Origin of the sequence: Pseudomonas sp. B3(2017) (assembly GCF_002113595.1) — a bacterium.
In the GTDB taxonomy this organism is placed as follows: Bacteria; Pseudomonadota; Gammaproteobacteria; order Pseudomonadales; family Pseudomonadaceae; genus Aquipseudomonas; species Aquipseudomonas ekonensis.
Window position 1 is genome coordinate 179,857 of sequence record NZ_NEIU01000013.1, and the last position, 21,296, is coordinate 201,152.

The 21,296-nt window shown below is 67.7% G+C and carries 21 protein-coding genes; 13 read left to right on the top strand and 8 right to left on the bottom strand.

Going from position 1 to position 21,296, the window contains the following annotated elements:
• The 5 genes from CAG33_RS19465 (at position 1) to CAG33_RS19485 (ending at position 4,467) form a co-directional block, all read left to right on the top strand.
• Positions 1-873, top strand: a complete 873-nt coding sequence (locus CAG33_RS19465) for a TauD/TfdA family dioxygenase (protein ID WP_170930035.1) — start codon at positions 1-3, stop codon at positions 871-873.
• Positions 870-1,904 carry a hydroxyacid dehydrogenase gene (locus CAG33_RS19470; protein WP_085582293.1) on the top strand — a complete coding sequence of 345 codons (1,035 nt, stop codon included), beginning with the start codon at positions 870-872 and terminating at the stop codon, positions 1,902-1,904. Before CAG33_RS19465 ends, CAG33_RS19470 begins: the two co-directional genes overlap by 4 nt.
• Before the next feature lie 15 nt (positions 1,905-1,919).
• Complete coding sequence (locus tag CAG33_RS19475) at positions 1,920-2,342, top strand: DoxX family protein (RefSeq protein WP_085582291.1); 423 nt, start codon at positions 1,920-1,922, stop codon at positions 2,340-2,342.
• 63 nt (positions 2,343-2,405) lie between these two features.
• A complete protein-coding gene (locus tag CAG33_RS19480; protein WP_218189702.1) occupies positions 2,406-3,908 on the top strand; it encodes a UbiD family decarboxylase in 1,503 nt (500 codons plus the stop codon).
• Complete coding sequence (locus CAG33_RS19485; RefSeq protein WP_085640165.1) at positions 3,901-4,467, top strand: UbiX family flavin prenyltransferase; 567 nt, start codon at positions 3,901-3,903, stop codon at positions 4,465-4,467. Before CAG33_RS19480 ends, CAG33_RS19485 begins: the two co-directional genes overlap by 8 nt.
• A 142-nt stretch (positions 4,468-4,609) precedes the next feature.
• Here the strand turns inward: CAG33_RS19485 and CAG33_RS19490 are convergent, their stop codons facing one another.
• On the bottom strand, positions 4,610-5,983 hold the full coding sequence (locus CAG33_RS19490; RefSeq protein ID WP_139831480.1) for an MFS transporter: 1,374 nt from the start codon (positions 5,981-5,983) through the stop codon (positions 4,610-4,612).
• Positions 5,984-6,084: 101 nt separating this feature from the next.
• On the opposite strand from CAG33_RS19490, the gene CAG33_RS19495 reads away from it, so the two are divergent.
• The 4 genes from CAG33_RS19495 to CAG33_RS19510 all read left to right on the top strand — a co-directional run bounded on the left by CAG33_RS19495 (position 6,085) and on the right by CAG33_RS19510 (position 8,614).
• On the top strand, positions 6,085-7,011 hold the full coding sequence (locus CAG33_RS19495; RefSeq protein WP_170930036.1) for a LysR family transcriptional regulator: 927 nt from the start codon (positions 6,085-6,087) through the stop codon (positions 7,009-7,011).
• Positions 7,012-7,165: 154 nt separating this feature from the next.
• Positions 7,166-7,777: a glutathione transferase GstA gene (gene gstA / locus CAG33_RS19500; protein ID WP_085582283.1), complete on the top strand. Its 612-nt coding sequence runs from the start codon at positions 7,166-7,168 to the stop codon at positions 7,775-7,777.
• 62 nt (positions 7,778-7,839) lie between these two features.
• A complete protein-coding gene (locus tag CAG33_RS19505) occupies positions 7,840-8,211 on the top strand; it encodes a Rid family hydrolase (protein WP_085582281.1) in 372 nt (123 codons plus the stop codon).
• Positions 8,201-8,614: a nuclear transport factor 2 family protein gene (locus CAG33_RS19510; protein ID WP_085582279.1), complete on the top strand. Its 414-nt coding sequence runs from the start codon at positions 8,201-8,203 to the stop codon at positions 8,612-8,614. The genes CAG33_RS19505 and CAG33_RS19510 overlap by 11 nt, the downstream gene beginning before the upstream one ends.
• Before the next feature lie 28 nt (positions 8,615-8,642).
• Here the strand turns inward: CAG33_RS19510 and CAG33_RS19515 are convergent, their stop codons facing one another.
• Positions 8,643-9,332, bottom strand: a complete 690-nt coding sequence (locus tag CAG33_RS19515) for an alpha/beta hydrolase (protein WP_085640168.1) — start codon at positions 9,330-9,332, stop codon at positions 8,643-8,645.
• Positions 9,333-9,429: 97 nt separating this feature from the next.
• Positions 9,430-10,365, bottom strand: coding sequence for a phosphatase (locus CAG33_RS19520; RefSeq protein ID WP_085640171.1), 936 nt, complete (start codon positions 10,363-10,365; stop codon positions 9,430-9,432).
• A gap of 298 nt (positions 10,366-10,663) precedes the next feature.
• On the opposite strand from CAG33_RS19520, the gene CAG33_RS19525 reads away from it, so the two are divergent.
• The 3 genes from CAG33_RS19525 to CAG33_RS19535 all read left to right on the top strand — a co-directional run bounded on the left by CAG33_RS19525 (position 10,664) and on the right by CAG33_RS19535 (position 13,372).
• Entirely contained in the window at positions 10,664-11,158 is a 495-nt protein-coding gene (locus CAG33_RS19525) for a PaaI family thioesterase (protein ID WP_085640174.1), read from the top strand.
• A 204-nt stretch (positions 11,159-11,362) separates the two neighbouring features.
• A complete protein-coding gene (locus tag CAG33_RS19530; protein WP_085640177.1) occupies positions 11,363-12,664 on the top strand; it encodes an OmpP1/FadL family transporter in 1,302 nt (433 codons plus the stop codon).
• A 45-nt stretch (positions 12,665-12,709) separates the two neighbouring features.
• Positions 12,710-13,372 (top strand): glutathione S-transferase family protein, encoded by a 663-nt coding sequence (locus CAG33_RS19535; RefSeq protein WP_085582270.1) that lies wholly within the window; start codon positions 12,710-12,712, stop codon positions 13,370-13,372.
• A 6-nt stretch (positions 13,373-13,378) separates the two neighbouring features.
• On the opposite strand, the gene CAG33_RS19540 is transcribed toward CAG33_RS19535, so the two are convergent.
• The 4 genes from CAG33_RS19540 to CAG33_RS19555 are packed head-to-tail and all read right to left on the bottom strand — an operon-like array spanning position 13,379 to position 17,590.
• Complete coding sequence (locus CAG33_RS19540) at positions 13,379-14,497, bottom strand: agmatine/peptidylarginine deiminase (protein ID WP_085640182.1); 1,119 nt, start codon at positions 14,495-14,497, stop codon at positions 13,379-13,381.
• 23 nt (positions 14,498-14,520) lie between these two features.
• Positions 14,521-15,624 carry an extracellular solute-binding protein gene (locus CAG33_RS19545; RefSeq protein WP_085582266.1) on the bottom strand — a complete coding sequence of 368 codons (1,104 nt, stop codon included), beginning with the start codon at positions 15,622-15,624 and terminating at the stop codon, positions 14,521-14,523.
• 1 nt (position 15,625) lies between these two features.
• Positions 15,626-16,534, bottom strand: coding sequence for an N-carbamoylputrescine amidase (aguB, locus tag CAG33_RS19550; protein WP_085640185.1), 909 nt, complete (start codon positions 16,532-16,534; stop codon positions 15,626-15,628).
• A 3-nt stretch (positions 16,535-16,537) separates the two neighbouring features.
• Positions 16,538-17,590 carry an agmatine/peptidylarginine deiminase gene (locus tag CAG33_RS19555; protein WP_085640188.1) on the bottom strand — a complete coding sequence of 351 codons (1,053 nt, stop codon included), beginning with the start codon at positions 17,588-17,590 and terminating at the stop codon, positions 16,538-16,540.
• A gap of 138 nt (positions 17,591-17,728) precedes the next feature.
• Here CAG33_RS19555 and CAG33_RS19560 point away from each other — a divergent pair, with 138 nt between their 5' ends.
• Entirely contained in the window at positions 17,729-18,604 is an 876-nt protein-coding gene (locus tag CAG33_RS19560) for a LysR substrate-binding domain-containing protein (protein ID WP_085582260.1), read from the top strand.
• Positions 18,605-18,652: 48 nt separating this feature from the next.
• Here CAG33_RS19560 and CAG33_RS19565 read toward each other — a convergent pair.
• On the bottom strand, positions 18,653-21,296 hold a 2,644-nt coding region (locus CAG33_RS19565), incomplete at its 5' end, for a filamentous haemagglutinin family protein (protein WP_176247783.1).

Here is a 21,296-nt window from a genome sequence, read left to right on the forward strand (position 1 = left end):
GTGAAGCGAACGGATCTGGCAGACAGTTTCGTCACGGCAGTGACGGACTTCGATATCAACACGGCCTCCCTGGGCGAGATTCGCGCCCTTCAGGAACTGGTCTATGAACGCAAAGTGGTCGCGGTGAAGAACCAGACGCTGACCCGTGAGGGCTACCAGCAGTTCGCGGCGTGTTTCGGTGAGCTCGAACAGTTCAAGCTCAAGAGTTACCACGACCCGGCCTACCCGAACATCCTGGTGATCAACAACCGCAACGGCGCGGGCGCCGTCGGCGCGCGCAAGCTGGGCAACATGTGGCACAGCGACTCCAGCTACCTGGCCGAGCCGTTGCCGTTGACCATGCTGCACGCCCGGCAACTGCCCGAGACCGGCGGCGACACCCTGTTCGTCGACATGCAATCGGTCTACGACGACCTGCCGCGTGAGCTGTACGAACGGGTGCGCAACCGTCAGGCCGTGCATGACGTGCGCTGGACCTACAAGGTCAAGGAAGACGATGTCGGCGAGTCGATCCAGGAGATCTTCAGCCGCCTGGAGCAACACTTCCCGGCCAGCACCCACCCGACCGTCGCGGTGCACCCGCGCACCGGCCGCGAAAGCCTGTACGTCAACCCCGGCTACACCACGCGCATCAGCGGCTATGCGCAGGAGCAAAGCCGCGCGCTGCTCGACGAGCTGACCGCGTTTGCCCTGACGCCGGAACGGATCTTCCATTACCGGTGGGAACCCAACGACCTGCTGATCTGGGACAACCGCTCGGTGTGGCACTGCGCCACGGAGCTGCCGCGGGAGGCCGAGCGGGTGATGTACCGCATCGGCGTCAACGACGGCGAGTTCTTCGCCCGTGACGCCGGAAAGGAGCACGTCGCATGAGCAAGAAGCGCGTACTGGTCGCCCACATCCTGGGGGACGAAGGCAAGCGCATGCTGCGCGAGCGCGACGACATCGAAGTGGTGGAATTCCACAACATCATCGAGCAGGGCCGCTTCCAGGCCCTGCTCGAAAGCTTCGATGCCGTGCATGGCGTGATCCTGGGCCTGACCAAGTTCGGCGCCGCCGAACTGGAGCGGGCGCGGGGGCTGCAGGTGGTCTCGCGGATCGGCGTCGGGTTCGACGCGGTGGACGTGCCGGCCATGACCGCCGCCGGCGTGCCGGTGATGGTCTGCGCCAACGCCAACCACCGCGCCGTGGCCGAACACACGCTGGGGTTCATGCTGGCGCTGGCCAAGCGCACCGAGGCGCTCACCGGCCTGGTGCGCAGCGGCGACTGGCACCAGCGCTACGACTACCTGCCCACCGAGCTGGAAGGCCGTGAGGTGTTGCTGATCGGTTGCGGCCGGATCGGTGCGCGGGTCGCCGCGCTGTGCCTGGCGCTGGGCATGCGGGTCAAGGTCTATGACCCGTACCTGGCGCCGCAGTCCCTGCCGGTGGGGGCCGAGCCCGTGCCGGTGCTGGAGGCGGGACTGGCCAGCGCCGACTACGTCAGCCTGCACTGCCCGAAGACCGACGAAACGGTCGGTCTGCTGTCGGCGCAGCGCCTGGCCCTGATGAAGCCGCATGCGTACCTGATCAACACCGCCCGCGGCGGCATCGTCGACGAACAGGCGCTGTACGGCCTGCTGGCCGAGAAGCGCATCGCCGGGGCGGCCCTGGACGTGTTCCTGCCCGAACCGCCGGCCCACCTCAGCGGCCTGCCGGGCCTTGCCAACGTGATCTGTTCGCCGCACCTGGCCGGGGTCTCCCGCGAGGCGGTCAGCCGCATGGCGAAACTGGCGGCCGGCAATGTGCTGGACGTGTTCGACGATGCGCCGAACGCCGCGAACGCGGTGAACCCGCAGGTGATCGACCGGAGCACGCCGCAGGGCGTGCGCGCCCCCGCCGAAACCATCCCTTACCCAATCTGACTTGTGAGCAATGGAATGTACTTACGCTATCAGCTGTTCGATGACCAACGCGACGCCATGATCCTGATCGCCCGGATCATGATCCTGATCCTCTACGGCTATTTCGGTTTCACCTACGTCACCGACCACGGCAGCTTCGTGACTTACCTCAAGTCGGTGGACGCGCCGATCCCGGAGACCACCGCCATCGTGGCCACCATCGTCGAATTCTTCGGCGGCCTGGCGCTGCTGTTCGGCTTCTGGACCCGGCCGATCGCCGCGATCTTCGTGGTCTACACCATCGGCACCGGGATCATCGGCCATGCCTTCTGGAACGCCACCGACCCTACGGCGCACCACACGCTCTTCGTGCACTTCTTCAAGAACGTGAGCATCGCCGGCGGCTTCCTTTTCCTTTGCCTGCTGGGGCCTGGAAAGTACTCGATCGACAAGCGTTGATCCCGGTGCGGCGGGCGGAGCGATCCGCCCGCCGTTTTTTTTCCGTTCCTGCGGACATTGATGATGAAAGAATTGATTGAACCGGTTGCCGACCTTCGAGACTGGCTGGCCCGCGCCGAGCGGATCGACGAACTGCAGACCGTCTCGGAAGCCGTCGACCCCCTCGAAGAAATGAGCGCCATCACCTACCTGGTCGCCCGCCAACCCGCCTCCCCCGCCGTGCTGTTCGACCAGCCCGACTCGCCCCTGGGCCTGCGTCACCTGTGGAACATCTTCGGCCCCAGCGTCGCGCGCACTGCCATCACCCTGGAAGAGCCGCCGCACACGCCGACCATGGAACTGATCCGGCGCACCAAGGACAAGCTGCGGCACAGCATCGCCCCGCTGGAGGTGTCGGAGGAACAGGCGCCGATCTACCAGAACACCCTCACCGGCAACGACATCGACCTGACCCGCCTGCCCATCCCCAAGCATTGGCCCAGGGACGGCGGCGCCTACGCCGGCACCGCCGACGCGGTGTTCACCCGCGACCTGGAGTCGGGCTACCTGAACGTCGGCACCTACCGGATGATGATCCAGGGCCCGCGTGAAGTCGGCCTGTCGCTGGCGCCGGGCAAGGACGCGTTGCGCCACATCCACCAGGCTTGGGCCAAGGGCCAGGCGCTGCCCGTCGCAGCCGCCTGGGGCATCGACCCGCTGATGATGGTGGTCGGTTCGCAGTCGCTGCCGCCGGGCATGTCCGAGTACGACTTCGCCGGCGGCATCAAGGGCAAGCCCATCGAAGTGGTGAAGGCCAGACACTCGGACCTGCTGATTCCCGCCGCGGCGGAGATCGTCATCGAAGGCGTCATCCGCCCCGGCTCCACCCGTGAGGAAGGCCCTTTCGGCGAGTTCACCGGCTACTACGGCTACAAGGACATCGACTGCCCGCTGATCGAGGTGACCGCCCTGCATTACCGCACCCGGCCGATCCTGACCAACGCACTGATGGCCGACTTCCCCTCGAACGAGCAAAGCGCGTTCTTCTCCACGATCCGCTCGGCCAAGATCTGGAACGACCTGGACAAGCTGGGCATCCAGGGGATCAAGGGCGTGTACTGCCCGCCGGCCGCCGCCGGGGCCTTCGGCATGATCGTCATCAGCCTGGAGCAGAAATACGCCGGGCACGCCGCCCAGGCGCTGGCGCTGGCCGGCCAGGTGCCGGGCGGCGCCTACATCACCAAATGGATCGTGGCCGTGGACGAAGACGTCGACCCCACCGACATGAACCAGGTGCTGTGGGCCATGGCCACCCGGGCCACGCCCAGCGACGACATCGACATCCTGCGCAACACCCGCGGCTCGCCGCTGGATCCGGCGCAGAACCCGCCGTCCAAGCGTTTCTTCGGCTCCAAGGCGTTGATCAACGCCTGCAAGGACTACCGCGACATCCGCAACTTCCCGACCCGCACGCTGCTGCGCCCGTCGGTCTACGAGCGCGTGCGCGAACGCTGGAGTGAGCTCGGCCTGCCGGGCGAGGTTCCGGCGATCACGGCCTTCGATACGACGGTGGACGCCCATGAGTAACGGGCAACGGCGCATCGTGGTGGGCATCAGCGGCGCCAGCGGCGTGGTCTATGGTGTACGCACGCTGACGCTGCTGCGCGAGCTCGAAATCGAGACCCACCTGATCATGACCCGTTCGGCCCAGGTCACCCTGGCCCACGAGACCGACCTGAAAGTGGCGGACGTCAAGGCCCTGGCCAGCTTCGTGCACGACCCGGCGGACATCGGCGCGTCGATTTCCAGCGGCTCGTTCAAGACCCTGGGGATGGTGGTGACGCCTTGCTCGGTCAAGAGCCTGTCGGAGATCGCCAGCGGCATCACCGGCAGCCTGCTCAGCCGCGCCGCCGACGTGACCCTCAAGGAACGCCGCCCGTTGATTCTGATGGTGCGCGAAACGCCGCTGCACCTGGGCCACCTGCGCAGCATGGCCCAGGTCTGCGAAATGGGCGGCGTGCTGATGCCGCCGGTGCCGGCCTTCTATGCCCGTCCGCAGTCCATCGATGAGATGGTGGACCACACGGTGGGCCGGATGCTCGATCTGCTTGGCCTGGACAGCGGCACGGTGCGGCGCTGGGGTTGATCCCCGGCGTCGCCCGTGCCGAACGCTCTTTCACAATCTGACCCGTTAACCGCAACGTTGCCGTCGCCTGCCTGAAACCTTCGGGGCAGGCGGCGCGACGTTGTTTCATTGCAATACCCTCCGGCGCGCCTCGGCTCGCCGGTCAGCATTCACTCACCGTGTCGACTTCCACGGTGTACAAGCGCAACACCGTCAACAGCCCCGCCGCCAGAAACGCCAGGGCGATGATCGACAACGCCGCACCCGCCCGGCCCGGCCCGTCCAGGGTGGCCCCGAGCAGGGCGATGCCGGTCACTCCGCCGCACTGGCGCGCGGCGTTGAGCACCCCGGAGCCGACCCCGACCTTGCCGCTGGGCACACTGGCCAGGCACGCGCCGACGATCACCGGCAAGGTCGCGCCGCCGAGGCCGATCAACAGCCCGCCTAGCGCCAGGCCGATCCGGTCCATTCCGTACAGCGCCAGAGACGCCGCCCCGAGCGATCCGCAGAGCATCCCCGCCGCCCCGACGCTGCGCGCGCCGAAGGCATTGGACAGGCGCCCGGACAGGCTGGCCATCACGCCGGTCGCGACGGTCATCGGGATCATCGCCACACCGACCTCCACCGGCGTGCGGCCCTGGGCCTGCAACGCGAACGGCAGCGCGAACAGGCTGCCGTAGTAGGCCAGGGTCTGCAGGAAGCCGGCGCCGATGGCGGCGGAGAACGTCCGGGACGCGAACAGATTGAGCGGCAACATCGGTTCCGGCCGGCGCTGCTGCGACACGATGAAGGCGACGGCCGACACGAGCGCCGCCAGCAGCGCACCGGCCACCCAACGGGTGCCCCAGCCCAGCACCGGCCCTTCGATCAGGGCGAACACCAGCGACACCAGCGCCAGCGCCGACAGCAGTTGCCCCGGCCAGTCGAGCGAACGCGGCTGCACGCTCAGGCGGCTGGGGCGCATCGCGCAGCCCGCCAGCGCAATCAGGCAGAACGGCACGTTCAGAAAGAAGATCGAACGCCAGTCGAACAGCTCCACCAGCGCGCCGCCCAACAAGGGCCCGGCGACCAGCGCGGTGGCCGAGATCCCGCCCCACAACGCCACTGCCTTGGCGCGCCGTCCCGTATCCGGGTAGGCCTCGACCAGCAAGGCCATGGAGCTGGGCAGCATCAACGCCGCGCCGATGCCCTGCACGGCCCGGGCGGCGATCAGCGCCGCCACCCCTTGCGCCAGGCCGCAGGCCACCGACGACAAGGTGAACACCAGCAACGCCGACATGAACACGCGCCAGGCCCCCAGCCGGTCGCTCAGCGCACCGGCGGACAGCAGCAGGCTGGCGAACACCAGGGTGTAGGCCCCGGCGATCCATTGCAGGCGGTCCATGCCCGCCGCCAGGTCACGGCCGATGCTCGGCAGCGCCACGTTGAGCGCGGTGACATCCAACGCAACCATGAACGAACTCAAGGCCACGCTCACCAGCACCGGGACTGCCGAGGCGGGGCCGACCGTCACTTCCATTGACCGGGTTTTGTGCACTTTGCGACACCTCACTGTGTATTCGGGAACCGATCCTGAGGCTGCGCAGACCCTTCGTAAAATTAGAAATCGATTACCCGAACATAAGAGGAGCTACTGAAATGATGAACCTGATGCATTGGCGCCTGCTGGTCGCCGTGGCCGACGCCGAGAACGTTTCCCGCGCCGCCGAGCGGTACGGCATCACCCAGTCCGGGGCCAGCCAGGCCCTGACCCAAATGGAAGAGGCCCTGGGGGTCAAAGTGTTCGTGCGTGACCGCCGACAGACCAGCGCCACCGCCATCGGTCAGCAAATCATCGACCGCGCCCGGCGCATGCTGGCCGAGTTCGAGTCGATCCAGAACCTGGTGGACGCTTCGCGCGGTTGCCATCTGGGGCGGATCAAGCTGGCCAGTTTCCCTTCCGTGTTCGCCAACCTGCTGCCGCCGTTGCTGCAGAGCTTCAGCCGGCTGCACCCGGGCATCGAGATCGTGTCGCTGGAAGGCACGGACGAAGAGGTCGAGCAGTGGCTGGCCAACAGCAGCGTCGACCTGGGCGTGGTGATGAACCCCTGCCCTTCGCGCGGCGCGGTGCTGCTGGGGCGCGACTCCTGGGTGGCGGCCGTGCCGGCGACCCACGACCTGGCCCGCCGGTCCTCGGCCAGCACCGTGGCGCTCAAGGACCTGGTGGACGAACCCTTCATCCTCGCGACCGGCGGCTGCCACCTCAACGGCCAGTCGCTGGTCGAGCGCGAGGGCCTGAAGCTCAAGGACATCAAGATCAGCGTGCGCGACTGGACCACGGCGTTCGCGCTGATCAGCGAAGGCATGGGCATTTCCATCGTGCCGGCCTCGACCCTGCCGGTGGATCGCCGCGGCATGCGGGTCTTCGAACTGAGCAAGCCGATCTACCGCGAGTTCGGCCTGGTCTGCTCGCCGTCCGGCGAACGCACCCCTTCGGCCCAGGCGTTCCTCAACGAGATCCGCAAGTCGACCCTGGCCAGCAACATCCCGATGACGGTTCGCAGTACGGAAGCGAAAGTCGCCTGAACGACCATAAGGGCACCTAATGATGGGTGCATAGGATCGTAATTTTACCGAACGATGACATGCCACCACTATGTCTGGAACAAGGTTCACAGCCGTTCCGGAGCCGGAACGGCCACACGCCCGGGCAACCGTTGCCCGCCTATGAGGAGAGACCATGAAACTGTACTTTGCCCCGATGACTTGCTCCCTGTCGCCTCACATCGTGCTGCGCGAACTGGGCCTGCCGTTCGAGCTGATCCGGGTCAACAACAAGACCAAGGACACCGCCGACGGCCGCGATTTCCGTGACATCAACCCCAAGGGCTACGTCGCGGCCCTGGTGCTGGACAACGGCGAAGTGCTGACCGAAGGCCCGGCGATCGTCCAGTACCTGGCGGACCTGGTGCCCGGCAACACGCTGGCGCCGGCCAACGGCACCTGGGCGCGCACCCGCCTGCAGGAACTGCTGAACTTCATCACCTCGGAAATCCACGGCGGCAGCGCCCCGCTGTTCAACGGCGACCTGCCGGAACCGGTCAAGGAAATCTTCCGCCAGAAGCTGTTCAAGCGCCTGGACTACCTCAACCGCGGACTGGTGAACAAGGACTACCTGCTGGGCGCCTTCGGCCTGGCCGACGCCTACCTGTTCACCGTGCTCAAGTGGCTGCCGTTCTTCAACATCGACATCAAGAACTGGACGGAACTGGCGTCGTTCATGAACCGGATCGAAGCACGCCCGAGCGTGCAGGCCGCCATCGCCGCCGAAGAGGCCACCCAACCGGTCTGACCGCGCTCCACGGAGGCCGGCCGACGCCGGCTTCCGCCCCCTTCAACCTGGATGAAGCTCCCATGCACAACATTGAACGCGTCCCAAGCGGCCACGCAGGGCGTAGCCGTTCCAGCGCATACGCCGACCTCGTCTGGACCGTGGCGACCTCGCCGGACACCGCCCTGGACATTGCCGGCCAGACCGAACAGGCACTGGCGGCCCTGAGCGCCAACCTCGAACAACTCGGATCGCACCCTTCGCGGATGCTGTCGGCCCAGGTGCTGCTGGCGGACATGCGCGACAAGCCCCTCGTCGACGGACTCTGGGCCCGCTGGCTCGGCGAGGATCCGCAGCACTGGCCACAGCGGGCCTGCTACGGCGTGGACCTGGGCGGCAAACTGCTCATTGAAATCATCGTGACGGCGGCACGGAGATCAGGCGATGGCGCATAACGATCAGATCGACCTGGTGATCCGCACCTGCGACGCCCAGCGCAGCGCCGCCATGCTCGGCGGCCATCTGGACATTTTCAGCCACCTGTTCCACCCCGACCTGACGTACATCCACGCCAGCGGCGCCGTCGACGACCTCAAGAGCTATCTGGGGAAATGCCGCGCCAAGCAATTCGTCTATCACGCCCTCACCCACCAGATCGACAAGGTGACCCGGGTCGGCGAACTTGCCATCGCGTTCGGCGAACTGGACGCCACGGTCACCTCGTGCGGCGTCAGGAAGCACCTGCACAACCGCACGCTCACGGCATGGCAAAAGACCGGCGAGCAGTGGCAACTGCTGGTCTACCAGGCGACGCCCCTCGCGCCGCCGGCCGTCGCCGAAGACCCCGAGGCCGGCTGACCGCCCGAGGGCCTTTTGCCGCCGGCACTCAGCCCGCGCTGGCCGCCTCGTCGATCAGGGCGGCCACCTCGGCGGCCCGCGACGCCAGCGAAGCATGGCTGGCGTCCAGCGTGATGACCTTCCTGGCCCCGAGCCGGGACGACATGAACGCCTGATTGTCCGGATGGATCATGCGGTCCTGGCTGGAAATCTGATACCAGGACGGCTTGCTGCGCCACGCCGGCACGCTGATCGCATCGCCGAAGGTGCTGGCCACCGGCGCCTTCTGGGTGACGGCCATGACCAGCCCTTCCTCGGCGCTCAGATCCTGGCAGAAGCTCTCGTGGAACTTGTCGGCCTTGAGCCACAGGTAGCCGTCGCTGTCCGGCGCCAGGTTCGGCGCAGCGGCGGGCAGGTGCTGCTGGGTCAGGCCGCCGGGGCTCTCGCCGGCATCCGGCGCGAACGCGGCGATGTAGACCAGGCCGACGACATTCGGCCGGTTGCCCGCCTCGGTGATCACCGCGCCGCCGTAGGAGTGGCCGACCAGCAGCACCGGCCCGCTCTGCTGCGCGATCATCTTGCGGGTGCGCTCGGCGTCGTCGGCCAGCGAGGTCAGCGGCATCTCCACCGCGTGAAGGTCCGTGTAGCCCTTGCCTGCGAGCTCGATGATGACCTTGCCCCAGTGCGCAGCGCCGCCCCAGAACCCGTGCACCAGAATGATCGTCGGTTTGTTGCCCATGGTCGTGCTCCTCTCTTCACCCGCGTGATGTCGGAAAGATCAACAGCCGATGGAGTATGGAGCCGTTGCGCCGATCCGGCCATTGCCGCCTGCGCGGTCAGTGGCGGGACATCAGGCCGTGCAGCACGCCCAGGCGCAGGCCGGGTTCCGACGGCATCATCCGCGCGATGCCGAACACCTTGAAGGCGGCCAACATCACCGCCAGCCCGCCGGGCAGGATGCCGTGCCGATGGGGCTGCAGCCCGGCCAGCTTCAGTTGGCGCACGTTCTTGACCTCCAGCAGGCGCAGCGACAGCCGCAGCAAACCGCCGTAGGTGATGCCGCCCAAACCGTCGTCGTTGAGCCGGTTGGCCTTGAGCACCTTGGCCAGCATGCGCGCGGTGCCCGACGAGCCGATGGTCTGCTGCCAACCCTGGGCCCGGTAGCGCCGGGCGACCTTCTCGAACTGCAGGATCGCCACCCGCTCGGCCTCCAGCAGCGCCGCCGCAGACAGCTCGCCCCCGCTGAAGTAACGGGCGCCCAGGGTGCCGCTGCCGACCGCGATGCTTTCGGTGAGCAAGGGCCGGGTGCCCTGCCCCAGGATCAGTTCGGTGGAGCCGCCACCGATGTCCACCACCAGGCGCATGTCCTCGGCGCAAGGGATGGCGTGCGCGACGCCGGCATACACCAGCCGGGCCTCTTCGTGCCCGGAGATGACATCGATCGGGAACCCCAGGTGGCGCTCGGCGCTGGCCAGGAACAGCGGCGCGTTGTCCGCCTCGCGCACGGCGCTGGTGGCCACCGCCCGCACCCGGCCGGCCTCGAAGCCGCGCAGTTTCTTGCCGAACCGGGCCAAGGCCTGCCAACCGCGGTCCAGGGCCATCTCGTCCAGCGCGCCGCCGTCGAACCCCTCGGCCAGGCGCACCGGCTCGCGCAGGGTCTTGACCTCCTGAATGACGAGTCCCCGGCTGTGCCGGAGCGACTGCCCGATCATCATGCGAAACGCATTCGAACCCAGGTCGATGGCGGCGAACAGGGAGGCGTCTTCTTTCATGGAGGGATCCTTCAGGGCACCCGGCGCGGGATGCGCAAACCGGTTTGCGCGCAGTGTGCCCCGGGATCGATGACAGCCTGATGACGCGGGCAGGCTGCCGGTCGGGCAACGTCTGTCATGACGCTGTCATTTTCAGGCCGCCATACTGAACCCACACCTCGCGTGCTCTTCACTTCGCTGCCGACCTGGCGGCTTTTTTTTGCCTGCCGTCGCAGCCTGTGCGACGGCGGATCGTCCTTGTGCGCGGATCAGGGTTAGAATCGCCCGGTTCGACACTCACGTTAAGGAAGATCGAGGCATGTCCACCCCCGGCATTTCCCTGCAAGACACCGCGGCACCGGAAGGCGTCTGCTACGGCTGCGGCGGCCGCAACCCCCACGGGCTGCACGTCAAGAGTTTCTGGCACAAAGACGGCGTGCACGTCATGGCCGAGCACCTGCCCGAGGCCAAGTACTGCGGCTGGCCGGAACTGGTGTACGGCGGGCTGCTCGCGATGCTGGTGGACTGCCACTCCAACTGGACGGCCATGGCCTACCATTACCGCAACGAGCGGCGCGACCCCGGCAGCCTGCCGCGCATCGATTGCGTCACCGGCAACCTGGGCCTCAAGTTCATCAAGCCGACGCCGATGGGCGTGCCGCTGACGCTCAAGGCCCGGGTGGAAGGCGACGTCGGGCGCAAGACCCGCGTCATCTGCGAGGTCTACGCCGGCGACACCCTGACCGCCGTCGGCGATTCGGTGTTCGTGCGGGTGGACACCGGTCAGCTCGCCGACGCTGCCCACGGCCGCTGAGCCCGCCGCGCCGGCCTGCGCATGCGCCGATTCCTTCGTTCACCGGGTGAGGAAACCCATACAGATCGCAGCGTAGTCCAGGCACCGGGGTTGTCAGACGGGCACGCCGCCGACGGCGCGGCTCGACAACCCGGCCGCAGGGTCTACCTTTACCTGACCGTTTGAACGCCACCGATGGCGCACCGGCGCCACGAGGAACGATGCATGCATGGAACCCGAGTGTGCGGTGCTCCGGCGTCCTGCCTCTGTGCCCTGCCCTGGCTGTTCGGCCTCCTGGCCACGGACGCCGTCGCCGGCGGCATCCTGATCTACGAAGCCGGCCAGGAAGGCAACGGTCTGGCCAACGCCGGGGCCGCCGCGCTGGCCAGCGACCCGAGCGTGCTGATGAGCAACCCCGCCGGGATCACTGAGCTTGCCGGCACCCAGATCAGCGCCAACGCCCAAGTGATACTCGGCGACCTGTCCTTCTCCCGCGACAGCCGCAACGGCTTCGACGGCAACGAAGGCGGCAATGCGCTGCAATGGCTGCCGGGCGCGAGCTTCTTCGTCAGCCACCAGCTCGACGACCGCTCGGCCATCGGCTTCGGCATGTACGGCAACTTCGGCCTGGCCCTGGACTACGACGATGACTGGGCCGGGCGCTATTTCACCCAGGAAGCGGCGGTGATCGGCGTGTCGTTCCAGCCCACCGTCGCCCACCGTTTCACCGACCGGCTCTCGGTGGGCATCGGCCCGCGCATCGTGTACGGCTACTACCGCACCGAAATGGCCATCGACAACAACCTGCTCGGCCTGGCGGACCGGCCCGACGGCCAACTGGAATACAAGGACACCGACGTCGGCACGGGGGTCAACCTGGGCCTGCTCTACACGCTCGACGAGCGCACCCGGATCGGCCTGGCCTACACCAGCAAGGTGCGGCTGGAGTTCAAGGACAAGCCCCATGTGCGCAACGTCAGCAACCCGATCATCAATGCCGCCCTGCGCCGTCTGGATGTCGACGACCTGGAACTGGACATGAACGTGCCGCAGACCGTGCTGCTGAGCGTGGCCCATGACCTGACCCCGCAATGGAAACTGCTGGGCAGCCTTGGCTGGCAGGACTGGAGCGACTTCGGCAACATCGGCGTGGAGGTCGACAGCAACGCCGGCGGCGTCGACCGCACCGTGGACCGGCACTACAAGGACACCTGGCACGCCTCCGTCGGCGCGCAGTACCAGGCCACCCGCCAATGGCGCTGGAACATGGGCCTGGGCTACGACAGCTCGGCCGTGGACGACAAGGACCGCACCGTCGACAACCCGATGGGCGACACTTGGCGGCTGGCGACCGGGGTGAACTATCAGATCGACGAAGGCCTGGACGTGCACCTGGCCTACACCCTGGTCTGGCTCGGCGACATGGACGACGAACAGACCAAGCGGCGTTCCGGCACGACCCTGTCCGGCACCTTCAAGGACAGTGCCCTGCACATCATCGGCGGCGGCGCGACCTGGCGGTTCTGAGCCGCCGTACGGCAAGACCGGCGCGTTGCCCCAAGGAGTCCGACCATGCCCCTGACCCTCTACTACCATCCGTTGTCGTCGTACTGCCACAAGGTGCTGATCGCGCTCTACGAGCACGGCACCGCGTTCGAAAGGCGCATCATCGACCTGTCCGACCCGGCGGATCGGGCCGAACTGCAGGCGCTGTGGCCGCTGACCAAGTTCCCGGTGATCCGCGACCACGACCGCCAGCGCGACGTGCCGGAGTCGAGCGTGATCATCGAGTACCTGGATCACGTTCACCGCACAGGGCCGCGCCTGATTCCCGACGGCTGGGAGGCGGCCCTTGAGGTGCGCCTGTGGGACCGCTTCTTTGATCAGTACGTGCAGACGCCCGTGCAGCAGATCGTCGGCGACCGCATACAGAACCGCAACGGCGACCTGAGCGCCCAGCGCAGCCTGCTGAACACGGCATACGGCATGCTCGAACGGCAACTGGCGCCCGGCGCCTGGGTCGCCGGCCCGGACTTCAGCCTGGCCGATTGCGCCGCCGCGCCGGCGCTGTTCTATGCCAGCACGCTGGTGGCGTTCCCTGCGCAGCACCGCCGGCTCGGCGACTACTTCGAGCGGCTGGTGCAGCGCCCCTCCGTGCGCCAGGTGCTGGAAGAAGCCAAACCATGGTTCGACTTCTATCCGTTCGCCGAGGCGATACCCCCGCGCTTTCGCTGACGCGGGTCAGGCCGGCTGGTGACTGGTCACGCAATGGATGCCGCCGCCCCCGGCGGCGATGGCGTCGATGTTGAGCTGCACCACCTCGCGCTCCGGATACAGCTGCCTGAGCAGGTCCAGGGCCTGCTTGTCGGCCGCCTTGTCGCCGAACTCCGGGGCGATGACCGCGCCGTTGATCACGAAATAGTTGATGTAACCGGCGGCGAAGTCCGGGTTGCCCTTATTGAACTTGCTGCTGCGCGGGTTGAGCGGCGGCGACATGGTGTGGATCTGCAGCGGCCGGCCGTCTGCATCGGTGGCCTTCTTGAGGATCTCCAGGTGCGCCAGGGTGACCTTGTGGTCGTACGACTGCGGGTCGGTGTCGAGGTTGGCGATCACCACGCCGGGCTTGACGAAGCGCGCATAGAAATCGACGTGGGCATCGGTGATGTCCTTGCCCTTGATGCCCGGCAGCCAGATGATCTTGCGCAGCCCCAGACGCGCCTTCAGTTCCGCCTCGACCTCGGCGCGGCTCCAGCCGGGGTTGCGGTTGGCGTTGACCCAGCAGCTCTCCGTCATGATCGCGGTGCCGTGGCCGTCCACCTCGATACCGCCGCCCTCGCCCACCAGTTCGCTGCGGATGTAGGTCGCCTGGGCCTCGTCGGCGACCCGCCGGGCGATCTTCGCGTCCTTGGCGTGCTGCTGCTTGTTGCCCCAGCCGCTGAAATTGAAGTCCACGGCGCCCAGTCCGTTCTTGTCGTCGACGACGAAGTTGGCGCTGATGTCGCGCATCCAGATGTCGTCCAGGGCCGCCGTCATGTAGGTGACGTTGGAGGTGCCGCAGAACTCCTCGGCCAGGCTGCGTTCGCCCGGGCGGCAATAGACCGTCAGCGGTTCGTAGCGGGCGATGGTGCGGGCGATGCGGCCGAGGGCCTCTTGCACGTCCTCGGTGAAGTCTTCCCAGATCGCGTCCTGGGCGCCGAAGGCGATGAAGGCCCGTTCGTGCCGCTCGCCTTCGTCGGGCATGAACCAGCGGCCGTCGGCGGCGGCCAGCACAACGGAGGACGGCAGGCCGAGACCGGCCAAGGCGACGCCGGCACCGGCGACGACGGAAACCTGTTTGATGAACTCGCGACGAGTCGGCATGGGGCTGTTCCTGATGAATGGAGTTACGGAGCGGTGGCGGTCTTGAATTTGGTCCAGGTACGCATGCGGGCGCGCATGTCGGCCTGGGGGATGTCCTTGCCCGGGATCAGACGGGCGTAGGTCGCGTCGTCGAGGTAGATGTCCGGGTTGTTGCGCATCGCCGCGTCCACACTGGGCCGAGCCTTGGCGTTGGAAGTCGGGTAGCCGGTGAAATTGCTGATGGCGGCCATGTTCTCCGGACGCATCACGAAATTGATGAATGCGTAGGCGTACTCCGGGTGCTTGGCGTCCACCGGGATGGCCATGGTGTCCATCCACACCGTGGTGCCTTCGCGGGGCACGCGGTACTGGAAGGTGTTGGCCTTGCCGGCGGTGTCGGCGGTGCGCTGGGCCTGGGTCATGTCGCCGCTGTAGCCCAGCGACAGGCACAGGTTGCCGTTGACCAGGTCGGTCACCGGCTGCGACTGGAACTTGCGGATGTGCGGCCGCAGCTTGAGCAACAGGTCGCTGGCCGCCGCCAGGTCTTCGCGCTTGGCGCTGCGCGGATCGCGGCCCAGGTAGTTGAGCACCACCGCCAGCACCTCGTCGGGCGAGTCGATCATCGAGATCCCGCAGTCGGCGAACTTGCCGGCCAGCTCCGGCTTGAACAGCATGTCCAGGCTGTTGACCGGCGCATCGGGCATGCGCTGCCGGATCTGCTGCTCGTTGTAGGTCAGGCCGATGGTGCCCCAGGTGTAGGGCACGGTGGCCTTGTTCGAGTGCTCGTAGCGGCTGCGCAGTTTCTGCAGGCCCGGCTCGACGTCCCCCATCGCGGTGATTTTCGACGGATCCAGCGGCAGCAGGCTGCCGGCGCGCATCAGGCGCTCGGCCACGGTGTCGCCGGGGAAGATCAGGTCGTAGCCGCTGCCGCCGGCCAGCATCTTGGCCTCCAGGGTTTCGCTGCCGTCCATCACATCGTAGATCACCTTGATCCCGGTCTCGGCGGTGAACCGGCTCAGGGTGTCTTCGGCGAAATAGTCGGCCCAGTTGTACAGGCGCAGGGTCTTGTCTTCGGCGTGGGCCGCCGGCAGCGCGCAGGCCAACGTCAGGCACAGCGCGGCGGGCAACCATTGGGTGAGTGCAGGCATATCAGACTCCTTGAGGATTCCAGCGTGCGTGAAGGTGACGGCCGTCCTGGCTGAGCAACGCGCCGTACATCTCCGGACGGCGGTCGCGGTAGATCCCCCAGCTCAAGCGCTCTTCGCGCATGGCCGCAAGGTCCAGCGTCTGCACCAGCACGCCGGTGCTGTCGCGGTCGGCCTCGGCCAGCAGCTTGCCCTTGTGGTCGCTGATGAACGACGAGCCGTAAAAGCTCATTTGCAGGTCCGCATCGGTGGTCGCGGTTTCCCGGCCCACCCGGTTGGAGGCCACCACCGGCAGCAGGTTGGCGGCGGCGTGGCCGCGCATGGTCATCTGCCAGTGGTCGCGCGAATCCAGGTCCGCGCAGCCGGGCTCCGAGCCGATGGCGGTCGGGAACAGCAGCACCTCGGCCCCCATCAGAGCCAGGCTGCGGGCGGTCTCCGGGAACCACTGGTCCCAGCAGATGCCCACGCCGAGGCGGCCGAACGCGGTGTCCCAGACCCGGAAACCGGTGTCGCCGGGGCTGAAGTATTCCTTCTCCTGATAGCCGATGGCGTTGGGGATGTGGGTCTTGCGGTACACGCCCAGCAAGCGCCCGTCGGCATCGGCCACGCTCAGGGAATTGAAGTACGCGTTGCCGGCCTTCTCGTACCAGCTCAGCGGCAGCACCACGCCCAGCTCCCGGGCCAGGGCGGCGAACCGCGCAAGGACGCGGCTGTCGCGGTATTCCTCGGCCAGCGCCATATGCTCATGGCGCTGTTCGATGCAGAAGTACGGCGTGGCGAACAGCTCTTGCAGCAGGATGACCTGCGCCCCCTGGGCCGCCGCCTCGCGCACCAGGCGTTCGGCGCGGTCAAGGTTGGCGGCGAGGTCCCAGCTGCACGGCATTTGCGTGGCGGCGATCGACAGCGTCGTCATGGCTCAACCCTCCAGCGGCCAGGCCGGCTGCTGCTGGGTGATGCAGTGCACCCCGCCGCCGCCGTGGGCCAGACGGTTGATGCGCACCGGCACCACTTCGCGGCCGGGGAACGCCCGGGCCAGGGTCTGCGCCGCCACATCGTCGGCCGCGATGCCGTAGGCCGGCATGATCACCGCGCCGTTGGCGAGGTAGAAGTTGGTGTACGAAGCGCAGAACACTTCGGCCTCGGGATCCACGGCGTCGCTGGCTTCGAACAGTTCGATCAGCTCGAACTTGCGGCCCTTCGCGTCGGTGGCCAGCTCCAGCGCACGGCGGTTCTCCCGCGCCACTTCGGCGTAGACCGAGCTGTGGTCATGGGTAGCGTCCACCAGCAGCACGCCGGGACGGGCGAATGCGCACACGCCGTCGACGTGGCCGTCGGTCATGTCGCCGGTCACGTAGTCCGGATCCCCCGGCAGCCAGATGGTTTTGGTCACGCCCAGCAGACGGGCGAAGATCTCTTCCATCTCGGCCTTGCTCACGCCGGGGTTGCGGTTGGGGTTGAGCAGCACCGATTCGGTGGTGATCAACGTGCCCTCGCCGTCCACATGGATCGCGCCGCCCTCGTTGCTCAGCGGCGTGCCGAAGCACTCGCCGCCCAGATGGTTGAGCACGCGCCGGGCCAGGCTTTCGTCCAGGTCGTGGGCCGACTTGCCGCCCCAGGCGTTGAACCGCCAGCTCACCCCGGCCAACCCGTGCTGCGGGTGGCAGACGAAGCTCGGGCCGGAGTCGCGGCACCAGCTGTCGTTGACCGCCAGCGGGATCAGTTCGATGTTCGGCCCGCACAGGGCCTGAGCGCTGGCGACTGCGGATGGGTCGACCACCATCTTCACCGGCTCGAAGCGGGCGATGGCGTTGGCCACCCCAGCGAAATCCTCCTGCACCTGGGCCAGCGTCACGCGCCAGCCCGACTCCCACAGCGCCTGGTTGTGCGGCCAGACCATCCACGTCGCCGCGTGGGGCACCCACTCCGCCGGCATCGTCCAACCGCTGTTGTTGTGTTTGTTCAGTTGCATGGTAAAAAGCCCTTTGTGTTAAGCCATTGTGTTCAGTGAAAAACAGCCTTGGCGGTGATGGCGTGAATGCTAATGGCGCCTTCAAGGGCAAACAAACGATGGATTTAGCGGACAACTGATTAGAGGAACTTATCGATCATGCTCAAACACTGGCCACCGCTCAGCGCCCTGCGCGGCTTCGAAGCGGCCGCCCGGCTGGGCAGTTTCCACAAGGCGGCCGACGAGCTGAGCCTCACCCAGTCGGCCATCAGCCAGCAGATCCGCAGCCTGGAGGCGTACCTTGAGCAGCCGCTGTTCTTCCGCGCCGGGCGCAGCGTCAGCCTGACCGACGCCGGCCACGACCTGCTCAGCACCACCCAGGCGATGCTCCAGCAACTGGCGATGGGCATCCGCCGTCTGGGGCAGTACCAGAAGCCCAACCAACTGGTGCTCAACACCACGCCGGCCTTCGCCCGGCACTGGCTGCTGCCGCGCCTGGGGGATTTCCGCCGGCGCCATCCGCAGGTGGATCTGTGGATCTTCAGCACCGACGAAGTGCCGGACATGACCACCCAGACCATCGACCTGGCGGTGCGCGACGACATCAGCGCCCAGGCCGAGTGCAGCTTCCGGGTGCTGCACGCCGACCGCCTGTTCCCGGCCTGCCACCCGAGCCTTTTGGACGTGCCGCCGGCGCAGCGCACCACCCTGCACGGCGAGCGGGAGATGGACTGGAGCCACTGGGCGGTGGAGTCCGGCATCGACGTCGGCCAGCAGGCCCAGGGGCTGAACTTCTCCGATCCCGGCCTGCTGCTGGACGCCGCGTGCGGCGGCCTCGGCATCGCCCTGGTCAGCCGTCTGCTCAGCCGCCAGGCCCAGGCCAACGGGCTGTTGCAGCCCTTGGTGGAGGACACCATCCGCGGACCGAACTGGGCCCTGCTCACCCACCGCGACAGCGAAAGCTATCCCCTGGCCCGCAGCTTCACCGAGTGGCTGCTGGCGCAACTGGCCGAACCCGAGCCTGCGCCGGCGTAAAAAAAAGGGCGGCCAAACGGCCGCCCGAAGCGTGTTGCCACGAGAGTCCTAGAGCGTCAGCTGGCGCTGCTCTTCTTCGGTCAATTGCTGCCGGGCGTGGTCGTCGAGCACCCCGGCGCCCAGCACCTGCACCGGGCTGTCCGGGTTGTAGCCCGGCGCCGGCGCCCGGCTGGCGCCTTCCCGGGTCGGCGCCAATTGCTCGGAGCCGAAGCCCAGCACCTGCACGGTGAACACCGACGCCTGGTTCTGCCGCGCCGCGGCCTGCTGCTGGCGCGCCACGTCTTCGGCCGCCTGGGTCGCCGACGAGGCCGCCGAACTGGCCGAGGTGATCGCCCCGGTGTTGACCGACGCCACCACCGGCACGCCGCTGGCCTTGCCCTGCACCGCGATGTTGGCGGCGTTGACCACGGTCAGGGCGGCGATGTTGACGTTGCCCGACACCCGGATCCCCGCCTCGCCGGCATCGATGGTGCCCAGCGGCGCGATCAGGTCGATGTCCCCCGGCGCCACCTCGGCGATGGGGTTGAGGGTTGCGATCCCTGCGCCTGTGCTCGGCACCGACGGCGACAGGCTGACGTTGCCCCACGTGTCGTAGACCCGCTTGGGCGGCGTGTAGACCACGGTGGTCTTCGAGCCCCGGCCGGCGTTGATGTCGCCTTCGGCCGACCAGCCGACGATGGAGCCGCCGAAGGTGGTCATGATCCGGCTCTGGCCGAGCAGGATGCTGCCTTTGGCGTAGAGCTGGATGTCGCCCTGGCCCTGGGTGACGATGCCGGCGGTGGACGGCGGCGCCGCGCCTTCGATGCCGAACACCTGGCCGCCGCCCGGCGTGAGCATCTGGATGCCGCCGCCGAACAGGGTCTTGACCCCGGCGCCGCCGAACAAGGTGATGTCGCCGTCGTAGCGGATCGGGTTGCCGGCCACGTCGGTGCTCGGGAACAGCGCCGCGATGGCGTTGCGGCCGCGCAGGTAACTGCCCTTGCGCGGGCCGTCGGCGTCGTTGTACTCACGTCCCCCCGCCCGCAGTTCGGCGAAGTACACCTGGCGGGCGAAGATCGACTGCTCGGCCGCCGGCAACGCCGCGAAGAAGGCCAGGGCCTGGGCTTCGCCGCCGCTGAAGCCGTAGTGCAGGCTGAGCCAGCTGTTCAGTTCGCCCAGGTACGTCTTGGCCACCTTGCCCGGCTGCGCGCTGAGCGGCACGTTCGGGTCGGCCAGGTTCTGCCGGTCCAGGTAGCGGGCGACGAACCGCGCGTAGTCCGGCCCCTGCGCCCCGGCCCCGGCCTGCAGCACCACGCTGGCGCCCGGACGGTTGTCGCCGACCGCCACCGGCCCGAGGCTGGTGATCGCGGCGCGGTCTTCCATCAGGATGTTGCGCCCGGCGTTGACCTCCAGGGTGCCTGGGCCGGCGATGTCGAAGCTGCTGTAGAGAATGTCGCGCCCGGCCGAGACCCGCGACACGTCCCGCGCATCGCCGTGGATGAACAGGTTGCCGGTGGACGTGATGCTTTCGGTGCCGCGTCCCAGGCCATCGCTCGGCACGGCGGTCGGCTGGCCGAGGTTGGTGCCGGACGCCACGATGTCGCGGCCCGCCAGCATCCACACCGGCCCCGCCGCCTCATACCAGGTGCGCCTGGACAGGTCGAAGCTCAGGGTCTCGCCGCTGCGCACGCCCACAAGATCCCCGGTCAGCGCATAGAAGCGCGCCGGGGCCTGCACCGCGCCGGTAGCCGCATAGGTGTCGGCGCCGAATGCGAACAGCGGGTAACGCACGTTCTTGTTCGCGGCCACGCCGTCGCTGCCCCGGTTGGTCATCACCGGCGTGGCGCTGACGTTGTCGCCGAAGCCGTTGAACGCCGGGGCGAACGGCGTGGCGACGGACGACAGGCTGGCGCCGGAGCGGTTGATCGCATAACCGCCGGCGTAGATCGAATCCCCCGCCAACAGCTCCAGTTGCCCGGCGTTCGAAGGCGCCAGCAGCAGCGAATAGCCCTTGAGCGGATACACCCCGCCCACCGCACCGTAGGCCGCCGAGGGACCTGCGTAGATCGAGCCCTGCCCGGCCACCGCCCGCAGAACCGACGGATACACGAAGCGCCCGTCGGTCGGCGAGCTGTTGCTGCCCTCCACCGGCAGCGACGAGCTGGCGACGATCTCCGCCATTTGCGTGCTCGGCGTCAGGTTGCTGCCGGCCGAGAACAGGTCGATGGCGGTGTGGTCGGTCCACAGCGAGAACCCGCTCAGGCCGCCGCCGGCGTGCACGGTGCCGTCCGCCGTGGTGAACGGCGTGGAGTTCTGCAGGCGCACCCGGCCCGGATCGGCCGCACCGCCGAGCACCAGGTCGCCGCGGGTGTTGATGCGCATGCCGGAGTCGCCGGGGACCAGTACCAGGCCGCCGGACGCGCTGCCCAGGGTCGAGGTGAACAGGTCGAACGGACGGGTCTCGCGCGGATCCTGCTGGAACGGCGCGGAACCGTACTGCAGGTTGATCCCGCCCACCGCGCCGCCGCTCAGTTGCGCGGCGCCGCGCAGGTTGATCAGCGCGCCTTGCAGGTCATGCTGCGGGGCGGCGGTGCCGCTCTGCCCTGCCCGTGCGGCGAGCGACGGGTTGAGCGCGCCGCCGATGCGGATGTCCATGTCGCCGCCGCCGGTCAGTTGCAGGCGGCCGTCGCTGCCCACCCGCCCGGTGCTGCCC

Excerpts from the sequence above, each read along its gene's own strand:
- CAG33_RS19470 (WP_085582293.1), top strand. The coding sequence starts at position 870 with ATGAGCAAGAAGCGCGTACTGGTCGCCCACATCCTGGGGGACGAAGGC.
- CAG33_RS19475 (WP_085582291.1), top strand. The coding sequence starts at position 1,920 with ATGTACTTACGCTATCAGCTGTTCGATGACCAACGCGACGCCATGATC.
- CAG33_RS19480 (WP_218189702.1), top strand. The coding sequence starts at position 2,406 with ATGAAAGAATTGATTGAACCGGTTGCCGACCTTCGAGACTGGCTGGCC.
- CAG33_RS19485 (WP_085640165.1), top strand. The coding sequence starts at position 3,901 with ATGAGTAACGGGCAACGGCGCATCGTGGTGGGCATCAGCGGCGCCAGC.
- CAG33_RS19495 (WP_170930036.1), top strand. The coding sequence starts at position 6,085 with ATGATGAACCTGATGCATTGGCGCCTGCTGGTCGCCGTGGCCGACGCC.
- gstA (WP_085582283.1), top strand. The coding sequence starts at position 7,166 with ATGAAACTGTACTTTGCCCCGATGACTTGCTCCCTGTCGCCTCACATC.
- CAG33_RS19505 (WP_085582281.1), top strand. The coding sequence starts at position 7,840 with ATGCACAACATTGAACGCGTCCCAAGCGGCCACGCAGGGCGTAGCCGT.
- CAG33_RS19510 (WP_085582279.1), top strand. The coding sequence starts at position 8,201 with ATGGCGCATAACGATCAGATCGACCTGGTGATCCGCACCTGCGACGCC.
- CAG33_RS19515 (WP_085640168.1), bottom strand. The coding sequence starts at position 9,332 with ATGGGCAACAAACCGACGATCATTCTGGTGCACGGGTTCTGGGGCGGC.
- CAG33_RS19520 (WP_085640171.1), bottom strand. The coding sequence starts at position 10,365 with ATGAAAGAAGACGCCTCCCTGTTCGCCGCCATCGACCTGGGTTCGAAT.
- CAG33_RS19525 (WP_085640174.1), top strand. The coding sequence starts at position 10,664 with ATGTCCACCCCCGGCATTTCCCTGCAAGACACCGCGGCACCGGAAGGC.
- CAG33_RS19530 (WP_085640177.1), top strand. The coding sequence starts at position 11,363 with ATGCATGGAACCCGAGTGTGCGGTGCTCCGGCGTCCTGCCTCTGTGCC.
- CAG33_RS19535 (WP_085582270.1), top strand. The coding sequence starts at position 12,710 with ATGCCCCTGACCCTCTACTACCATCCGTTGTCGTCGTACTGCCACAAG.
- CAG33_RS19540 (WP_085640182.1), bottom strand. The coding sequence starts at position 14,497 with ATGCCGACTCGTCGCGAGTTCATCAAACAGGTTTCCGTCGTCGCCGGT.
- CAG33_RS19545 (WP_085582266.1), bottom strand. The coding sequence starts at position 15,624 with ATGCCTGCACTCACCCAATGGTTGCCCGCCGCGCTGTGCCTGACGTTG.
- aguB (WP_085640185.1), bottom strand. The coding sequence starts at position 16,534 with ATGACGACGCTGTCGATCGCCGCCACGCAAATGCCGTGCAGCTGGGAC.
- CAG33_RS19555 (WP_085640188.1), bottom strand. The coding sequence starts at position 17,590 with ATGCAACTGAACAAACACAACAACAGCGGTTGGACGATGCCGGCGGAG.
- CAG33_RS19560 (WP_085582260.1), top strand. The coding sequence starts at position 17,729 with ATGCTCAAACACTGGCCACCGCTCAGCGCCCTGCGCGGCTTCGAAGCG.